This is a genomic window from Nonomuraea phyllanthi (assembly GCF_006334985.2).
Classification (GTDB): Bacteria; Actinomycetota; Actinomycetes; order Streptosporangiales; family Streptosporangiaceae; genus Nonomuraea; species Nonomuraea phyllanthi.
Genome location: NZ_VDLX02000006.1, coordinates 268571 through 284547, shown reverse-complemented (window position 1 = coordinate 284547; position 15977 = coordinate 268571). Strand labels below are relative to the sequence as shown.

General features: G+C 71.8%; 12 protein-coding genes and 1 pseudogene. 8 read left to right on the top strand and 5 right to left on the bottom strand.

Annotation, left to right across the window (positions count from 1 at the left end; genetic code table 11):
- Positions 1-3 precede the first annotated feature (3 nt).
- From FH608_RS18445 to FH608_RS18430, 4 genes are all read left to right on the top strand, one after another.
- Positions 4-1467 (top strand): non-reducing end alpha-L-arabinofuranosidase family hydrolase, encoded by a 1464-nt coding sequence (locus FH608_RS18445; RefSeq protein WP_226899662.1) that lies wholly within the window; start codon positions 4-6, stop codon positions 1465-1467.
- Positions 1468-1700: 233 nt separating this feature from the next.
- Entirely contained in the window at positions 1701-2723 is a 1023-nt protein-coding gene (locus FH608_RS18440) for a LacI family DNA-binding transcriptional regulator (RefSeq protein ID WP_139631759.1), read from the top strand.
- Between the two features lie 160 nt (positions 2724-2883).
- The gene (locus FH608_RS18435) at positions 2884-4017 is read left to right on the top strand and encodes a Gfo/Idh/MocA family protein (RefSeq protein ID WP_139631758.1); all 1134 of its coding nucleotides are present in this window, start codon (positions 2884-2886) and stop codon (positions 4015-4017) included.
- A complete protein-coding gene (locus FH608_RS18430) occupies positions 4010-4918 on the top strand; it encodes a DUF6807 domain-containing protein (protein ID WP_139631757.1) in 909 nt (302 codons plus the stop codon). The genes FH608_RS18435 and FH608_RS18430 overlap by 8 nt, the downstream gene beginning before the upstream one ends.
- Before the next feature lie 89 nt (positions 4919-5007).
- Here FH608_RS18430 and FH608_RS18425 read toward each other — a convergent pair whose 3' ends face one another.
- The 5 genes from FH608_RS18425 to FH608_RS18405 form a co-directional block, all read right to left on the bottom strand.
- Positions 5008-6009, bottom strand: coding sequence for a LacI family DNA-binding transcriptional regulator (locus FH608_RS18425; RefSeq protein WP_139631756.1), 1002 nt, complete (start codon positions 6007-6009; stop codon positions 5008-5010).
- Positions 6010-6149: 140 nt separating this feature from the next.
- Positions 6150-7379, bottom strand: a complete 1230-nt coding sequence (locus FH608_RS18420; protein WP_139631755.1) for a glycoside hydrolase family 68 protein — start codon at positions 7377-7379, stop codon at positions 6150-6152.
- 48 nt (positions 7380-7427) lie between these two features.
- Positions 7428-8252: a carbohydrate ABC transporter permease gene (locus FH608_RS18415; protein ID WP_139631754.1), complete on the bottom strand. Its 825-nt coding sequence runs from the start codon at positions 8250-8252 to the stop codon at positions 7428-7430.
- Positions 8249-9163: a carbohydrate ABC transporter permease gene (locus FH608_RS18410; RefSeq protein WP_226899661.1), complete on the bottom strand. Its 915-nt coding sequence runs from the start codon at positions 9161-9163 to the stop codon at positions 8249-8251. Before FH608_RS18410 ends, FH608_RS18415 begins: the two co-directional genes overlap by 4 nt.
- A gap of 2 nt (positions 9164-9165) precedes the next feature.
- Positions 9166-10527 carry an ABC transporter substrate-binding protein gene (locus FH608_RS18405; protein ID WP_139631753.1) on the bottom strand — a complete coding sequence of 454 codons (1362 nt, stop codon included), beginning with the start codon at positions 10525-10527 and terminating at the stop codon, positions 9166-9168.
- 132 nt (positions 10528-10659) lie between these two features.
- Here FH608_RS18405 and FH608_RS18400 point away from each other — a divergent pair, with 132 nt between their 5' ends.
- The 4 genes and pseudogenes from FH608_RS18400 to FH608_RS54405 all read left to right on the top strand — a co-directional run.
- A complete protein-coding gene (locus FH608_RS18400; protein WP_139631752.1) occupies positions 10660-11721 on the top strand; it encodes a LacI family DNA-binding transcriptional regulator in 1062 nt (353 codons plus the stop codon).
- Between the two features lie 194 nt (positions 11722-11915).
- Positions 11916-15020 carry a tetratricopeptide repeat protein gene (locus tag FH608_RS18395; RefSeq protein WP_139631751.1) on the top strand — a complete coding sequence of 1035 codons (3105 nt, stop codon included), beginning with the start codon at positions 11916-11918 and terminating at the stop codon, positions 15018-15020.
- 241 nt (positions 15021-15261) lie between these two features.
- Positions 15262-15465, top strand: a complete 204-nt coding sequence (locus FH608_RS18390) for a hypothetical protein (RefSeq protein ID WP_139631750.1) — start codon at positions 15262-15264, stop codon at positions 15463-15465.
- 80 nt (positions 15466-15545) lie between these two features.
- Positions 15546-15902 (top strand): annotated as a pseudogene (locus FH608_RS54405) (MauE/DoxX family redox-associated membrane protein); the annotation flags it as partial.
- Between the last annotated feature and the right edge of the window lie 75 nt (positions 15903-15977).

The window sequence follows — 15977 nt, the reverse complement described above, 5'->3', positions numbered from 1 at the left end:
ATCGTGAGATTGAGATTTCTGGCCATCCTCACGACGATGGCCGCCTTACTGGCGAGCCTGTTCGTCGGCATCCAGCCCGCCGGCGCGGCCACCGTCGACACCAACGCGTGGTACGTCCTGGTCAACCGCAACAGCGGCAAGGCCCTGGACGTCTACAACCTGGCGACCAATGACGGCGCCCGCATCACCCAGTGGGCCAGGAACAACCAGAACCAGCAGCAATGGCAGTTCGTCGACTCCGGCGGCGGCTACTACCGCCTCAAATCCCGCCACTCCGGCAAGGTCCTCGACGTCTACAACTACTCCACCGCCAACAGCGCCGCCGTCGTCCAATGGAGCGACCACAACGGCACCAACCAGCAATGGAGACTCTCCGACAGCTCCGACGGCTACGTACGCCTGATCAACCGCAACAGCAACAAGGCCCTCGAAGTCCAGGGCGCCTCCACCGCCGACGGCGCCAACATCGTCCAGTACGACGACTGGGGCGGCGCCAACCAGCAATGGCAACTCGTGCCGATCGACGGCGGCGGCGGTGACCCCGACCCCGACCCCGGGAACTGCGACCTTCCGTCGTCGTACCGCTGGACGTCGACGGGCCCGCTGGCGACCCCGAAGTCGGGGTGGGTCTCGCTCAAGGACTTCACCGTCGCGCCCTACAACGGCAGGCATCTCGTCTACGCCACGACGCACGACACGGGCACGCGGTGGGGCTCGATGAACTTCAGCCCCTTCACCAACTGGTCCGACATGGCCTCGGCCAGCCAGAACACGATGTCGTCCGCCACTGTCGCGCCCACGCTGTTCTACTTCGCCCCGAGGAACATCTGGGTGCTCGCCTACCAGTGGGGCGGGACCGCCTTCTCCTACAGGACCTCCAACGACCCCACCAACCCGAACGGCTGGTCGTCGCAGCAGGTGCTCTTCTCCGGAAGCATCTCGGGCTCCGGAACGGGACCGATCGACCAGACGGTCATCGGTGACGGCACGAACATGTACCTGTTCTTCGCCGGGGACAACGGCAAGATCTACCGGGCCAGCATGCCCATCGGGAACTTCCCGGGCAGCTTCGGCTCCAACTCGACGGTGATCATGAGCGACTCGACGAACAACCTGTTCGAGGCCGTCCAGGTCTACAAGCTCCAGGGCCAGAACAAGTACCTCATGCTCGTCGAGGCGATCGGCTCGCAGGGCCGCTACTTCCGCTCGTTCACCGCCACCAGCCTGAACGGCTCGTGGACGCCCCAGGCCACCAGCGAGAGCAACCCCTTCGCCGGCAAGGCCAACAGCGGCGCCACCTGGACCAACGACATCAGCCACGGCGAGCTGATCCGCACCAGCGCCGACCAGACCATGACCGTCGACCCCTGCAACCTGCAGCTGCTCTACCAGGGCCGCAGCCCCAGCTCCGGCGGCGACTACGGCCTGCTGCCCTACCGGCCGGGCCTGCTGACGCTGCAGCGCTGATGGCGTGACAGGTTCCGGCTCGCATGTTCCTGACGTCCACGGCGACGGCGCAGGCCCTCCGGGGTGAGCGCCGTCCCGGCAGGCGGTCAGGAGCGGGCGGAGCCGGCGTGGCGGGCTCGGTGCAGGCCCGAGCCCGCCACGGTCACGACCGCCGCCGGCGCGGCCACCCCCACGGCCGCCCCGCACCTGATCGGCGGGCCCGGGGCGGCGGAGCCGCTGGCTAGACTGCCGCCATGACCGCGGAGCCGTCTCCCCTCACCATCGCCCAGCTCGCCGAGCTGGCCGGAGTTTCCACCGCGACGGTCTCCAAGGTCGTGAACGGCCGGTCCGAGGTGTCGTCCGAGACCCGTGCCGCCGTGGAGGAGCTCATCCGCCGGCACGGCTACCGCAGGCAGCGCCGCCGCTCCACGCCGACGGCCCTGGTGGAGCTGGTCTTCCACGCTCTGGAGGGCGACTATCCCGTCGAGATCACCAAGGGCGTCGCGGAGGTGGCTCGTGAGCACGGGCTCACGGTGGGCATCTCGGAGCTGCGCCGCGATCACTCCGCCGTGGACGCCTGGATGGAGGGTGTGCTGCGGCGCCGTCCGAGCGGCGTGATCGCCGTGTTCTCCGGCCTGGCGGAGGCCCAGCACGAACGCCTCGCCCACCACGAGATCCCGCTGGTGCTCCTGGATCCGGCCGACGCTCCCGGCAAGAACATCCCGTCGGTCGGCGCGGGCAACTGGAACGGCGGGCTCACGGCCACCCGCCACCTCCTGGAGCTCGGGCATCGCCGCATCGGCATCATCACAGGACCGGACTCCGCGCTGTCGAGCCGGGCCCGGCTCGACGGATACCGGACGGCTCTGGACATGGCCGGCGTGCCCGTCGATCCGGAGCTGATCGGCCGGGGGGACTTCCTCGTCGAGGGCGGGCTGGCGGAGGCGCACCGCCTGCTGAGCCGGCCCGGCCGGCCGACCGCGATCTTCGCGACCAACGACGGCCAGGCCATCGGCGTCTACCACGCCGCTCACGAGCTCGGCCTGCGCATTCCTGACGATCTCAGCGTGATCGGCTTCGACGACCTGCCGTCGGTGCGATGGGCCATCCCGCCCCTGACCACCATCCGCCAGCCTCTCAGCCAGATGGCCGCCGCGGCCACCTCGATGATGCTGACGCTCGCCGCCGGCGAGCCGCTGCCCCAGAGCCGCATCGAGCTCGCCACCGACCTCGTCGTCCGCGGCAGCACCGCCCCTCCCGGGCTCCCGGCTTCCTGAGCGGATCGCGCCTGGCCGGCGTCGCTCCGGAAGCAGTCGGTACGGCGTGACGTGGGACCCGACGTGACGGGCGGGCGGGGTTGACCCCGGAGGTCGATCGAAAATAGGTTGTCCAGGAAAAAGTGATCGATCACTCTTTGGCCGCCCGAAGGAGCTGCGCATGCCCGCGTCCTCGTCCCCGGTCCGTGTCGCCGTCATCGGCGCCGGTGGCATCGCGAAAGCCTGTCACCTTCCCGCCCTGGCCGCGGCGGGCGACGCGGTACGGGTCGTCGCCGTGTGCGACGTCGACCCCGGCCGCGCCGAGGAGCTGGCCGACACCTTCGGCGTCCCCGGCCGCCACACCGATCCGGCCCGGATGCTGGCGGACGAGAGCCCCGACCTCGTGGTCGTCGCCACGCCGCCGGTCGCGCACCGCGACGCGGTGATCGCCGGCCTGGACGCCGGCGCGTGGGTGTGGTGCGAGAAGCCGCCGACGCTGTCGCTGGCCGAGTACGACGAGATCGCCGCCCACGAGCAGGACGGCGGCCCGTACGCGAGCTACGTCTTCCAGCACCGCTTCGGGAGCGCGGCGCGGCGGCTGCGGCGGCACATCGCCGGCGGCGAGCTGGGCGCGCCGCTCGTCGCCGTGTGCAACACCCTGTGGTATCGCGGTCACGAGTACTTCGAGGTGCCGTGGCGCGGCAAGTGGGAGACCGAGGGCGGCGGCCCCACCATGGGCCACGGCATCCACCAGATGGACCTCCTGCTGAGCCTGCTCGGCGACTGGAGCGAGGTGCACGCCGTGGCGGCCACGCTCGGCCGCCGCGTCGAGACCGAGGACGTGTCGTTCGCGACCGTCCGCTTCGCCTCGGGCGCCATCGCCTCGGTCGTCAACAGCGTGCTGTCCCCGCGCGAGACGAGCTACCTGCGCTTCGACTTCACCGACGCCACGGTGGAGGTCGAGCACCTGTACGGCTACGAGAACTCCAACTGGCGCTGGACGCCCGCGCCCCACGTCACCGACGCCGCCAGGATCGCCGGCTGGGCGCCCGCCGAGAACACGCCCAGCTCGCACCGCGCCCAGCTCGCCGCGCTGCTGGCCGCCATGAAGGCCGGAGAGCGGCCCGCCGCCAGCGGCGCCGACGGCAGGCGCGTCATGGAGCTGATCACGGCCATGTACCAGTCCGCCATCACGGGACGGGCCGTCTCCCGCGCCGAGCTCGGGCCCGGCAACCCCTTCTACCACTCGCTCAACGGCGGCGACACGCCGACCGCCGTCGCCCACCTCCAGCGCAAGGACCTTCACCATGCCTGACGCCACGCTCGCCGTCCGCGACGAGGACACGTCTCTGATCATCACCGCCGGCGACGTGGAGATCGCGCAGTACGTCCACCGTCCGGACGCGCCCGACGCCGAGTCGCCCAAGCCCTACCTGCACCCCATCCGCAGCCTGTCCGGCGCGCCCATGTCGGTCTACCGGCCGTGGGACCACCGCTGGCACAAGGGCCTGCAGATGACCTGGGCACACCTGTCGGGGCAGAACTTCTGGGGCGGCCCGACCTTCTCGGTGGAGCGGAACTACCACTGGGAGGACAACCTCGGCCGCATCGACCACACCGGCTTCACCGAGCTCTCCTCGGACGGCCGGCAGGTCGTGGCCGCGGAGAGCCTGCACTGGGTCTCGGCGCAGGGCGAGCACTGGATCACCGAGCAGCGCCGCCAGGTCTTCCACGGCGTGGACGCCGCGCGGGGCATCTGGGCCCTCGACTTCACCACGGAGCTGCGCAACGTCCGCGGGGCCACGCTCGACTTCGGCAGCCCCACCACGCACGGCCGGCCGTTGGCCGGGTACGCGGGCTACTTCTGGCGCGGCCCCAGGTCCTGGACCGGAGGCACGATCATCGGCGCCGACGGTCAGGGCGGCGAGGAGATGATGGGCGCCGAGGCCCCGTGGCTGGCCATGGTCGGGCGGCACGACGAGATCGACGGCGGCGGCACCGTGCTCGCCGTCGCCGGGCACTCCAGCGCGTCCGTGCCGATCAAGTGGTTCGTCCGCAACCAGGCGTTCGCCGTGATCAGCCCCTCCCCCTCCTTCGACGAGGAGATCGCGCTGGCCGACGGCGACACCCTCGAACTCGCGCACCGCTACGTCTTCATCGACCACATGTGCGACCGGGCCGAACTGGACGATCTCGGCGCGGAGTTCGCACTGTGATCACCCGGAACGTCGCGCCGTGATCACGCGGAACGGGGGCCCGCCCGGGGCGCGCACGCGGAACGCGGGTGCCTGCCTGGGACGCGTGCTCAGGCGGGCGGCGGGCCGACCGTCTCGCGGACGATGACCCGGTTGAGCGGCCGTTCGGCCGGCGGCGGCGCGGGCTCACCGCGCACCGCCGCGACGAGCCTCGCCATGGCCTCGCGCCCCTGCATCTCCCGGTTCACGGCGACCGTGGACAGCGCGGGGGTGGCGAAGCGTCCCAGCTCCTCGTCGTCCCAGCCGAACACGCTGACATCGCCGGGAACCCGCCAGCCCCGCGAGAGCGCCCCGCGTACGGCGCCCATGGCCACGTGGTCGTTCACCGCGACGACGGCCGTCACGCCACACCCGTCGGGCAGGCCGCGGACGGCGTCGTAGCCGGACTGGGGGCTCCAGTCTCCGAGCGCGACGCCGTACGAGGTGAGCCCGCGGCGCTCGATCACCTGCTCGTAGACGAGCCTGCGGTTGCGGGCCGAGGCCCAGCTCTGCGCGCCCGCGATGTGGAAGAAGACCCGGTGGCCGAGCGAGGCGAGACAGTCGATGATCTCCTCGACCGGGGAGGCGTCGGCGAGCTCGTTGGCCCCGCGCAGCTTGTCGTCGTAGTCGCCCGTGACGACGATGGGCACCGGCGCGGCGGCGGGGTCGATCTCCAGCGGCGTCAGCGACAGGACGCCCTCGACCTGCCCCGACCCGGCCAGCTCCAGGACCCGCTCCGCCCTGGCGCGCGGATCGCCCTCGACGCTGACGACCTCCAGCTGGAAACCCTCGTCGTGCGCCGCCGCGGCGGCGGCCCGGAGCAGGCGCGCCGGCCACAGGTAGAGGGAGGCGGGCAGGGTGATCGCGAGCCGGTTCGTACGGCGCGTGCGCATGGAGCGGGCGACGAGGTTGGGCCGGTAGTTGAGCTCCTGGACGACCAGGTCGATCTTGGCGCGGGTCGCCGGCTTCAACGTGTCGTTCTGGCGGAAATATCGGGAAACCGTCTGGTGCGAAACACCCGCGCGCCGGGCCACCTCGTGGATCGTGAGGCGCGGCGTCTCCGGCTCGTCCAAGAGGACCCCCTCCTCGCTCTGCGCGTCACAGCCTAGCCGGTCAGCGGATCCTGCCCCCCGGTCGAGCCGGTCGAGCCGGTCGAGCACCCTTGACGGCCGGCCGGGCCGCCCGCGGCGAGGCCCTCCGAGCGAGGCGTGGGTCAGGGCGTGCCCGACGACCTCACCGTCGATCTGCTTCCGGAGCTTTCGGGGTGCGCGACGACGGACGTGGTCATTCCGTCCAGGGTCAGTTCCAGCACCGGCGCGAGGGTGCCGCCGAAGTTCGCCCGTGCCCGCGCGGCCTCCTCCCGCCGGATGTCCACGCCCGGCGCGGACCGGTAGTTGGCGAAGCTCACCACGCGCAGGTCGGGCAGGACCAGCCAGGCGTAGGCCTGGTCCGGCTCGGCGCGCGGGTTCCGGATCACGAGCCCGGACCCGTTGAGCGGCTCGTACGGTCCCGTCAGGCCGGGCGCGGCGAAGCCGTAGAGCCCGGTGGGTGCGCGCCCGGCGGGGTGGAAGGTGTGGTGCTGGGTGGAGAAGAAGAGGTAGTACCGCGATCGGTGGACGACGATGTGCGGCCGCTCGAGCTCGTGGTTGACGCCGTCGGCCACGACGAGGGGTGGCAGCAGGGACCAGGCGCCGGCCCGCCGCCCGGCCAGGGCGACGGCGCCCGTGAAGCGGCCGGACCCGGCGGTGGACGCAGCGGTGGACCCGGCGGTGGACCCGGCGGTGGACCCGGCGGTGGACGCGGCGACGAGCAGGTACTCGCGTCCGTCGGCGGGGTCGCGGAACCAGCCGGGGTCGCGGAACGCCCTGATGGTCCCCGGTGAGCCGTCGGCCTCGTCGGCCGGCAGGTACACGCGGCCGTCCGGGCGGAGGACCTCCCGGTGCGCGGCGTCCCCGCTCAGCCGGATCCGGCCACCACCGGTGATCAGGGCGGGCCGGGTCTCGACGACGCGCTGCCGGAACGTGGGTCGCGCCTCGCCCCGCCGCCCGGCGGCCGTGTAGAACACCGACACCGTGCCGTCCGGCCGGCGGACCGCCGATCCGGACCACTCGCGGCTGCCCGGGGAGGCCCCGCCGGCGAAGGCGTACCCCAGGTCGCTCCACCGCCCGGCGCCGTCTCTGGCGAGCAGGCGGATGCGGGCCCGGTCGTGGCGTTCCTCGGGGTGGCCTCGGGCGGGGGCGGACAGGGCCATCCACAGTTCGCGCCCGTCGATCAGGGTGGTCGAGCCGTCCTCGTCCTGGACCGGCCACAGGTCCCACAGGTCGTGCTCCGGCAGGATCCGCGGCAAGGCCGCGAGGTCGATGGCGGGCGCCGTGGTCGCGCGGCTCTCCGCGAGCCGGTCAAGGTGCCGGCCGGTCCAGAGCGCCGGTCCTGCTGGGACCATGAACGACCTCCGCTTTCACTCGTGGTGGTGTGCTCGGGGAATGTCTTGTCAGCCCTTCAAGGAGCCCTGGAGCAGGGCCTTGACGAAGTGGCGCTGGAAGATGAGGAAGATCGCGAGCGTGGGCGTCAGGATCAGCAGCGATCCGGCGCACAGCAGCGGGATGTCGGTGCCCCACTGGCCCTGGAAGGCGCCCAGCGCGCCGGACATGGTCCGCTTGGCGGGGTCGTCCACCAGGACGATGGCCAGCAGGAACTGGTTCCAGGTCCACAGGAACAGCAGGATGCCCAGGGACGAGATCGCCGGCATGGCCAGGGGGACGTGGATGCGCCGGAACAGCTGCCACACGTTGGCGCCGTCCATCCGGGCGCTCTCCGACAGCTCGCCCGGCATGTTGACGAAGTGGGCGCGCATCCAGAAGACGGAGAACGGCATGAACAGGCCGATGAGCGGCAGGATGATCGCCCAGCGCGTGTTGAGCAGCCCCATGTCGCGGATCTGGTAGTACAGCGGCGTGATGATGCCCTCGAAGGGGAGGGTCAGGCCGAGCACGAACAGCAGGAAGACCACCCTGCCGCCGATCACGCGCAGGTGGCCGATGGCGAAGCCGGCCATCGTGCCCAGCAGGATCGAGATGGGGACCACCCCCAGCACGATGAGGACGCTGGACTTCAGCAGCTCGCCCATGTTCGCGGCCTCGAAGGCGCGCGGGAAGTTGCCCCACTGCGGCTCGTCCGGCCAGGCCAGCCCGGCCGGGTAGGTGCCCGAGGGGTGCAGGGCGGTGACGAACAGGCTGAGGAACGGCAGGAGCGTGATCGCCATCATGAGGATGAGCAGCAGCCTGCCGGTCCAGGCCTCCCGCCGGGCGGTGATCATCGGTTGCCGTCCTTCGCGAACCACTGGATGGGCAGGGCGCAGGCGATCACCAGGACCATGAGCACCACGGCGAGGGCCGAGGCCGTCCCCACCTCGCGCTCGGAGAAGGCCAGGTAGAAGATCTGCAGGCCGGGCACCATGGTCGTGTTGCCGGGGCCGCCCTGGGTGGAGATGTAGATGATGTCGAAGCTGGCCAGGGCGGCGATCACGGTCACGGTGACGCAGACCGCGATCTCCTGCCGGAGGCTGGGGACCGTGATGGAGACGAACTCCCGCCACGGGCCGGCGCCGTCGAGCCGGGCGGCCTCGTACAGCGCCGGGTCGATCTTGCTCATGCCCGCGAGGAGCAGCAGCGTGCAGAGGCCGAGCAGCACCCACGCGCCGATCATGCCGACCGCTGGCAGCGCGGTGGCGAAGTCGCCCAGCCACGCCCGGGTCACCCCGCCGAGGCCGACGAGTGAGAGCAGCTGGTTGACCACGCCGGTGGAGGCCAGCAGCCAGCTCCACGCGATGCCGGCCGCGACCAGCGGGATGACCTGCGGCAGGAAGAGCACGGCGCGCGCCACGAGGGCGAGCCGGCTCTGGGCGATGCGCCGGATCGTGGCGGCGATCGCCAGGCCGAGCACGACGGGGATCGCGCTGAAGAACACGATCAGCTGAAAGGCGTTGACCAGCGAGTCGAACAGGTCGGGGTCGGTGAAGACCTTGCCGTAGTTGGCCGGGCCCGCCCAGGTGGACGGGCCGATGCCGTCCCATTCGTACAGCGAGTACTGGAACGTCAGGGCGATCGGGCGCAGCACGAAGACCGCGTAGAACGCGAGCGCCGGGAGCACGAACAGCCAGCCGGCCAGGCCGCGCGTACCGCGCAGCCTGGCCGCGGCCGCTCTCCGGTGCGCGGAGGAGCGGGCCACGATCAGTTCCCTTCGAGCTGGCCCGCGTAGTCGGCCTGGACCGCCTTCAGCAGCCCCTGCGCCGTCTGCTCCCCGGCCACCAGCTTCTGCAGGTTGGGCGTCCAGCTCTTGGCGTAGATGGCGCCGGTGGCGTTCGCGATGAAGTCCATCGCGCCGTTGTCCTCGGCGATGTCCGCCCCGGCCGCCAGGGTGCTCGCGGTGACCGTGTCCTGCGCCACGGCCGGCATGTACGCGTCGGCCGGACCCATCGGACGCGATCCGCCGACCTCGACGCCGATCTCGCGGGCCCGCTTGTCGGTGGCCACCCAGTTGAGGAAGAAGGCGGCACAGTCGGCGTTCCCGGCGTTCGCGGCGATGCCGAAGGTGAGGGGCGCCGACATGGCGGCGAGCTTGCCGCCCTGCTGGGCGGGCGGCATCAGGGCGAAGCCGACGTCGCCCGCCATCTGCTTGTCGAGGTTGCCCGACTCCCAGTCGCCGTTGAACATGAACAGGCCCTGCCCGTCGATGAAGCGGCTCATCATGGTCGCGTAGTCGACCGCGTTGACGTCCTTCTGGAAGTAGCCGGCCTTGATCCACCGCTCCAGGTGCTGCGCGGCCTGGAGGTTCGACGGCGTGTCGATGGTGGCGCCGGGCTTCTGGAAGATCCAGTCGTTGATCGGGGCGGCCGGGCCGTAGGAGGCCATGAGGTTCTGCAGCGGGAACGCCAGGCCGCCGGTGGCTCCGCCGTTGAACTGCACGATGGGCGTGATGCCCGCCTTCTTGGCCTTGTCCAGCGCCTGGTCGAGCTCGGCCAGCGTGGCGGGGGGCGCGGACATGCCGATCCGGGCGGCGAGCTCCTTGTTGTAGAAGAGGCCGGTCATGCTCATGTTGAGGCCCAGGGCGTACAGGGAGCCCTCGCCGCGCGGCCGGCCGCCCTGGCCGAGGCGCAGCTGTTCGAGCTGGGAGGCCGGCCACGTGTCCCAGCCGAAGGCGGTCGCGTAGCCGTCGAGGTTCTTCAGCAGGTCGTCCTTGACCAGCTCGGAGACCTGGGGCAGGCGCATCAGGTCGGGCGGGTTATCCGCCAGCACGCGCGGGGCGTTCTGCGTGATCACGGCGAACTGGTCCTCGCGGATGTTCCACGTGACGTTCGGGTGCTGCTTGGTGAACTCGGTGGTCAGCGCCTTGGGCAGCGGGAAGCCGGTCTCGAAGTAGCCGTTCATGGTGATCGGCGCGGTGCCGCACGTGGGTGCGGTGGACACCGGTGAGGCGGTGGTGGCCCGCGGCTGCGGGCTGTCGCTGCCGGGAGCCGCGCAGGCGGCGGCCAGCGTCCCCATGGCGATGATGAGCGCGACCCCGGCCCTGCGGGGGCGGACGCGACGAGCCATGTGATTCTCCTCTGCTGCTGGGGACATCCGGGCCCCCGGGCTGATGTCCGTTGCTAAATCGGGTTAGCGCCCGATAGTCTCACCACGCGCGTCGTACGATGTCAACCCCGCTTCGATGATCGGAGGTTCTGGGTGAGCCCACGACGGGTCACGCTGGCCGATGTGGCCAAGGCCGCCGGTGTCTCCCGCACGACCGCCTCGCTCGTGCTGTCGGGCCGTGGCCGTGAGCTGCGGATCTCTCAGGACGTCGAGCAGCGCGTGCTGCGAGCCGCCGACGAGCTGGAGTACCGGCCCAACATCGTCTCCGTCGGCCTGCGCACGGGCACCAGCCGGACGATCGGCTTCGTCTCCGACACCGTCGCCACCTCGCGGCTGGCCGGTGACATGATCAAGGGAGCGCTGGAGGCCGCCCGCGACCGCGGCTTCATGCTGTTCATCGGCGAGACCGAGGGCGACGCCGAGCTCGAACGCCTGCTGCTGCAGACCATGCACGACCGGCAGGTGGACGGTCTCATCCTCGCCTCCATGTTCACCCGGGCCATCAAAGTGCCCAAGGCCATCACCGCCGCGCCCGCCGTGCTGCTCAACGCGCTGCCCAAGCAGCCCACCCCCCTGCCCGCCGTCCTCCCCGACGAGGTCGAGGCCGGCCGCCGCGCCGCTCGCGTCCTGCTGGAGGCGGGCCACCGCGACGGCATCCACCTGATCGGCGCCGGCCCGGGCCTGCGCGACGTTCCTCCGGAGAGCGTCGCGGCGGTGGAACGGCTCGTCGGCATCCGGGAGGCGCTCGGGGAGGCCGGCGTCAAGGTGGCGGGCGCGCGCACCTGCCCCGACTGGCAGCCGGAGTACGGCTTCGCCGCGACCCGCGACCTCCTGCACACCATCCGGCCGCGCGCGCTGATCTGCTTCAACGACCGGATCGCCATGGGCGCCTACCAGGCGCTCGACGATGCCGGGCTCAAGGTCCCCGGCGACGTGTCCGTCGTCTCCTTCGACGACCACCCCATCGCCTCGTGGATCCGGCCCACGCTGACCACCGTGGCGCTGCCCCACTACGAGCTCGGCCGCACGGCCGTCGACGTGCTGTTCGCGGAGATCGGCCGCGAGCACGCCGACGCCGAGCGGGTCGGCGAGGTGCACCGGGTGCCGATGCCGCTGCGCAGCCGCGAGTCCATCGCCCCGCCACCCGCCGACTGAACGCCGCCCCCGCACCGCCCTTTCGCCGCCCCGCGCCGGCCCCTCGCCGCTACGGTCACGGCCGTGACCGCGGCGGGCGTCCCGCCGGGGCGAGCGGCGGGCCTGTGATCCTTGCGGAACGTGGCCGGACGAGTAAGGCTCTTCGTGGAGAGCCGGCTCTCGAACTCCTCATCCTTCCGTGAGGGCGACGCGCGATGGAGAACCTGAGTGATGTGCTGCGGCTGCGACGCGAGCAGGCCGGCCTGACCCAGCAGGAGCTCGCCGCCCAGGCCGGGGTGAGCGTCGCCGTGATCCGCGACGTCGAGCAGGGACGCACGCGCCGTCCGCGCACCGAGACCATTCGCCGCCTGTCGGACGTCCTTCAGCTCTCCGCGCCGAGCCCGGACGGATCGCGCGGCGGCCAGGGGCCGTCGACGGTCTGGCTGCGGATCCTGGGCCCGCTGGAGGTGCGGGCCTCCGGGTCCGTCGTCCCGCTGAGCAGCGAGCGGCAGCGCGGCATTCTGGGGCTGTTGGCGCTTTCGGCGAACCACGTGGTGTTGATGGAGTCCATCGCCGAAGCCCTGTGGGGGGAGGCCGCCGGCGACGGTCACATAAGAGCGGTGCACGGCCATGTCAGCAGGCTTCGCCGCGCCCTGCGCCACGGGCGGCGCGAGGAGCTCATCAGCTGCCGCCAGCACGGCTATCAGCTGTCCGTGGCGGACGGCGAGGTGGACACCCTCGCGTTCAGGAGCCTCCTCCGCCAGGCACGCGACCATCGTGACAGGGCCGAGCCGGATGCGGCCGCCGAGTCGTACGGGCGGGCGATCGACCTGTGGCGGGACAGCCCGCTGCTGGACGTCCCGGCGCTCCGCGACCATCCGAAGGTCTGCGCGCTCAGCGCGGAGCGGGTGACGGCCGCGATCGAGCTCGCGGAGGTGGCCGAGTCGCTCGGCCGGCATGACCTCGTCCTGTCGCGGTTGCGTGCGATCACGCAGGTGGAACGGCTGCACGAACAGGCGCACGCGCGGTTGATGATCGCCCTTGCCGGCTGCGGCCAGCAGGCCGCCGCGCTGGAGGTGTTCGGCGACATCAGCCGCCGCCTGGCCGACGATCTGGGGATCTCCCCTGGGCCCGAGCTGGTGAGCGCGCAGCTCCAGGTGCTCAGGCAGGGAACCGGCGGGCACGGCCCCCTGGAGATACGGGCACCCGGCATCGGCGGGCGGCCGGGCTCCGAGCAGGGGCCTGGTGCCCCGCCGCCGGGAACCGGCGCACCATCGGCGCCCCGGGAGCTGCCTCCCATGGTGCCGGGCTTCGTCGGGCGAACGGAGCTGATCGACGCCCTCGTACGCGATGTGGTGGACAGAAGCCCGCGGCCCGTCCTGATCTCCGGCTGCGGCGGCATCGGCAAGTCGGCGCTGGCGGTCCAGGTGGCCTGGAAGGCCGCCGACCGTTTCCCCGACGGGCAATTCTATCTGAACCTGCACGGCTCGACGCCGGACCTCGAACCGCTGGAACCCCTCCACTCCCTCGGCCGTCTCCTGCGATCCCTCGGGGTGGACCGCGCCGCCATACCCCAGGACGTCGACGAGGCCGCCGCCCAGTTCCGCTCCCGCACCGCCGGCCGCCGCATGCTGTTCGTCTTCGACAACGTGCTGGACGTCAAACAGGTGCGCGCGCTGCTTCCGGCGAGCCCGGCCTGCGGTGTCATCGTGACCAGCCGCAGGACGCTGGCCTCGCTGGAAGGCCGGATCCCGTACGAGCTGGAGGTGCTGTCCGAGGAGGACGCGCGGACCCTGCTGACCTCCCATGCCGCCGGCCACGCGCGAAGCCCGGGCGGTGCCGCCGCGCCGCGCCCCGACGCCGAGGCCCAGAGCGCCGTCGCGCGGCAGTGCGCGTACCTTCCCCTCGCGCTGTCGATCGCGGCCGCCCGGCTCTCGGTCCGGCCCGCGTGGACCTGGCGGACGCTCGCGGACCGGCTGGCCGAGGAGGGGCGGCGTCTCACCGAGCTGGAGGTCGAGGACCGGGCCGTCAGGGCCGGGTTCATGGTCAGCTACCGGGATCTCGACCGGGCGCAGGCCCGCATGTTCAGGTCCATGAGCCTGCTCGACGTCACGGAGTTCGGCGTCGACACCGCCGCCGCCCTCGCCGGCGTCTCCCCCTCGATCGCGGAGGACCTTCTCGACCAGCTCACCGAGGCCCATCTGGTGCAGACCGTCGCCCCGGGCCGCTATTCCGTGCACGACCTCACCCGGCTCTTCGCCCGGGAGCTCTCCGCGGCGCACGACCCGCCGGAGGAGCGGCGGCGGGCCGTCGGGCGCGCGCTCCACACCTACCTGGCCGCCGCCAGGGACGCGAGCAGCCAGGTGATCCCCGTCGCCGTCTGGCGCACGACGCTGGGTCCGGCGACGACCGGCGCGAGGCCGGGCTTCCGCGACCGTCACGAGGTGTACGCATGGGTGGACGCGGAGGCCGCTCAGCTGCCGGCGGCGATGGGCAGTGCCGCGGCGCTGGGTGCGGACGACCTGGTCACCGCCCTGTCGGCGGCGCTGTTCTTCCCGCTGTACGAACGGGGGCGGTGGCGGGAGCTGTGCGAGATCAGCGAGGTGGGCGCCGCCGCCGCTGACCGCCTGGGCGATCCCCGGCACCGGGCGGTGACGCACGGCGACCTCGGTTACGTGCTGGCCGACCTGGGCCGGCTCGACGAGGCGCTGGTCCACCTGAAGGTGTCACTCGAACAGCACCGGCTGACCGGCAACCGCCGGGGAGAGGCCGCCCAGCTCGACCGCTTGGGGGTCGTCTACAGCAGGCTGGGCCGTTTCGCGGAGGCCATCGGCAATTTCCGCCTCTCGGTCGACCTCGAGAACGGCCAGGGCAACCGGTACGGCGAGGCGATCACGCTGACCAACCTCGGGCTCACGTACCTGCGGAGCGGCGACCTGGAGGCCGCCGTCACGGCGTTCGGGGACGCCCTCTCCATCACCCGCGAGATCGAGGATCTGGTCGGTTCGGCCGTCGCGCTCGGGTACATCGCCGAGACCCACCGGCGCATGGGCCACTTCGAGGAGTCCGAGCGCTACTTCCTCATGGCGCTCGACGCCGATCGCGCGGCCGATGACCTCGGCAGCTGCACGGAGGCCGGGCACTGGTGGGGCCTGGGCCTGAGCCGGCACGCCCTGGGAGCGGAGAGCCGCGCCAGGGAGTGCCGGCGCAACGCCGCCACGATCCTGCACGGCCTCCGGCTCATCGGCCCGGACGAGCGGACCCGCATCGAGAGCAGCCCCGACCCGGGCACCCCGGAGGTCATCCTCAGGAACCTCTGAACGCGAGGGTGCGCCTTCCCGTACCGGAAGCCCGCACCTCCGGCCACCGTACCGCCATAACCCCATGTCGCCGCACGTGCCGGGTGCGGGAATCGCGGCACCGCCACCGCCACAGGCTCGCGAGAAGCGCCGTTCATCATGGAGTCAGCCGTTCACATCCGGTGTGCGCCGTTGAGGGAACACGGACGGGTCTTCAAGCGCAGGCCTACTTGGGGACCGGTCGTGAAAGGAGAGCGGAACAATGATCGCGACGATCACGAAACTCAGCGACCGGCTGCTGGAGCGGGTCGTGCCGAAGGCCGACGCGTCGGCGACGGCGGCCGGCTGCACATGGAGGTACATGTGCTGCACCATGGGCGGCCAGGTCGTCTACGGCAGGAGGCTGTACGACCTCGTCCACGGCACCAACTGCGGTGCCTGCCAGGTCATCTCCAGCTATTGCTAGCCGCGTCCCCATCCGTCGAGCGCTTGTCCGCCCGGTGTCGGCGGGCAAGCGCGCCTTGATCTCCGCGCCGAGGAAGTCCGGTGGAGTATGTCGCTTTCGGCGGCCAGTGCCTGATCGGTGCCGTCTTCGTGGTGTCGGCACTGAGCAAGGTCCGCAGCCGCACGGCCTATGCCGAGTTCGTCCGCGTGACAGGAGTCCTGCTCGCTGCATTGCTGCGGCGCGGCACGGGCTCGCGAGCCGCCCGCCGGGCCGCGGCGGTGGTCGTCGCGGCGGAGTCGGCCGTCCCGATCCTGACCGTCGCGCAGGTTCTTCATCCGTTCGCCCCCGTCGTGGGGTCGGCCGTCGCCGTCGCCTTGCTCGGCGCGTTCAGCGCGGCCCTGGTACGTGCTCTGCACCGCGGCGTGCGTACGCCATGCCGGTGCTTCGGGGCGTCGTCGACCCCTCTGGGACGCCACCATCTGGCCCGCAACCTCGCGCTGCTGGCAGTGGCGGGAACCACCGGGCTGTCCGTC

Coding starts and splice junctions, on each gene's coding strand:
- FH608_RS18440 (WP_139631759.1), top strand. CDS start 1,701: ATGACCGCGGAGCCGTCTCCCCTCACCATCGCCCAGCTCGCCGAGCTG.
- FH608_RS18435 (WP_139631758.1), top strand. CDS start 2,884: ATGCCCGCGTCCTCGTCCCCGGTCCGTGTCGCCGTCATCGGCGCCGGT.
- FH608_RS18430 (WP_139631757.1), top strand. CDS start 4,010: ATGCCTGACGCCACGCTCGCCGTCCGCGACGAGGACACGTCTCTGATC.
- FH608_RS18420 (WP_139631755.1), bottom strand. CDS start 7,379: ATGGTCCCAGCAGGACCGGCGCTCTGGACCGGCCGGCACCTTGACCGG.
- FH608_RS18415 (WP_139631754.1), bottom strand. CDS start 8,252: ATGATCACCGCCCGGCGGGAGGCCTGGACCGGCAGGCTGCTGCTCATC.
- FH608_RS18405 (WP_139631753.1), bottom strand. CDS start 10,527: ATGGCTCGTCGCGTCCGCCCCCGCAGGGCCGGGGTCGCGCTCATCATC.
- FH608_RS18395 (WP_139631751.1), top strand. CDS start 11,916: ATGGAGAACCTGAGTGATGTGCTGCGGCTGCGACGCGAGCAGGCCGGC.
- FH608_RS18390 (WP_139631750.1), top strand. CDS start 15,262: ATGATCGCGACGATCACGAAACTCAGCGACCGGCTGCTGGAGCGGGTC.